This is a genomic window from Kitasatospora sp. NPDC001683, assembly GCF_053596495.1.
The window spans coordinates 1-1,927 of the sequence record NZ_JBSFGK010000225.1 but is presented as its reverse complement, the minus strand read 5'-3'; the positions used below and the strand labels follow the sequence as shown (position 1 = coordinate 1,927).

Annotated in this window: 1 protein-coding gene; it reads right to left on the bottom strand. The window is 68.0% G+C overall.

What is annotated here, in order from left to right; all coding sequences use genetic code 11:
- Positions 1–70 precede the first annotated feature (70 nt).
- Complete coding sequence (locus ACWCYO_RS40625) at positions 71–1,567, bottom strand: B12-binding domain-containing radical SAM protein (RefSeq protein ID WP_449787043.1); 1,497 nt, start codon at positions 1,565–1,567, stop codon at positions 71–73.
- Positions 1,568–1,927: the final 360 nt, after the last annotated feature.

Genomic DNA, 1,927 nt, shown 5'->3' with positions numbered 1-1,927 from the left:
TTCGCCGTCCTGCCACTGGTGGTCCGAGGAGGTGACCACCGAGGCGGGGCCGGACCGGACCGGGACGGTGTCAGCCGACGTTGTTGCCGGTTCGTACATTGTGCGCGGAGACCAACTGGTCCACCTCCGCTATTCGCTCCAGGGCGTGCTCCTCGGTGATGTGGGTGAAGTTCTCGGCCCACGCCGCGGCCAGTTCCTCGATGTCGAGCAGGTCCTGGTCGCCGAAGCGTTCGAGGAGTTCGGCCCGCAGCCCGGGCCCGACGGTCAGGTTCAGGCCGGACAGGTAGGCGTCGATGTCCGCGCTGTTCTTGAAGAACGACGGGTTGCGGTAGTCGACCAGCAGGTCCCAGGCGGGGCTGTTCGGCAGGGGGATGAACCGGGAGAACTCGACGGAGGACAGTTCGACCTCGCCGAGCATCTGCCGGATGCCGTCGATCGTCCGGTCGAGCGTCTCCGGGCGCTCGCCGGGCGCGCCGGCGATGTAGGAGGCGTGGACGGAGATGCCGGCCTTGTTGAGCATCCGGATCGCTTCGAGGTTGGTCTCGCCGGTGGTCTTGTTCTTGCGCTGGGCCTCCAGCATCTCGGGGTCGGCCGCGTCCAGGCCGATGTTGACCCGGGTCACGCCGAGCCGGCGGCACTTGTCGACGTTGTTGCGCTTGGTGAGGCCCAGCGCCCGGGCGTAGACCATCACCTCGATCTCGCCGTCGTCGATCAGCCGGCGCAGGTGCGGCGGGGTGGCCTCGATCAGCGCGTCCACGTAGCGCGGGCTGGCCGTGAAGCTGTCGTACACCTCGAAGAAGAGGTTGACGCCGAAGTCGCGGTAGTAGGTGTCGACGGCCTTCCAGAAGCCGCTGGGCTCACCGGTGTTGACCCTGAGGTCGGCGATGCTGCAGTAGGTGCAGCGCTTGTAGCCGTTCTCGCAGCCGCGGGCGTTGTTGACGGTGATCGGCGTGACCACGTGGTCGTGGAGGTGGCCGAACTGGGCGCGGTAGTTCTCCGCGTAGACGGGCAGCTCCGGGCGGATGAACTCCAGGTCGGGGATGGTGTTCTGCTGCCGGAGCGCGTACGTGGGGGAGGGGTTGACGATGACGGAGCCGTTGTCGTCGCGGTAGCTGAGCGAGGAGACGGCGGACAGCGGCTCGCCCTTGAGCAGGGCACCGACGAACTCGACGAACGGCACCTCGCCGACGTCGTTGGCGATGACGTAGTCGACGGCGGGCCGGTTCTCCAGGATGAGCCGGGGGAAGAAGCCGGGGTGGTCGTCGCCGAGGACGACCTGGGCGCCGGCCCGCTTCGCCGTCTCGGCGATCCGGAGGGCCTCCCCGTAGGTGGGGGTGAGTGCGCTGATGCCGACCAGGTCGGGCTCGAAGTCCCGGACGGCGTCCTGGACGTGGGCGGTGCTGCTGATCCCGCCGTCGACGACGCGGAGGGTGACCTGGTCGCCGTAGGCGGCCCGGACGGCGGTCGCCAGTTGCACGATGCCGATGTGGGGATAGCACGCGTAGTTGGAGGCGTTCGCGTTCTCGGTGGGATTGGGGGCGTTGACGAGCATTAACTTGAGCGACACCGAAGTATCTCCTCTCACCGGGAATTCTTCGGGTAAGGAGTTGTTCGAGAGGGCAGGGTGCACCGCCTGCGGAGGATGCTAGGTGCCGTTTGATGGGCGGGCCATGACAGGGGAACGGGAACGAGCCAGAACCGGACCGTCCGGTCCGCTTGGCGAACCGGGATGAAACCGGACAGATCGCCGCCCGGGTGGCCGTTCCGTCGATATTTCGGGATCCGTCAAACTGGCCGGAACCGTGCGGTCCCGGGGTGTGCGCCCGGATGGCACGGAATGCGGCGGGCCGCGACCGCCGGGCCAGTCCTTGGCGACCCGCGCCGCGAGCACGAACTCCTTGCGCAGCGGGTGCCCCTCGAAGCCGTC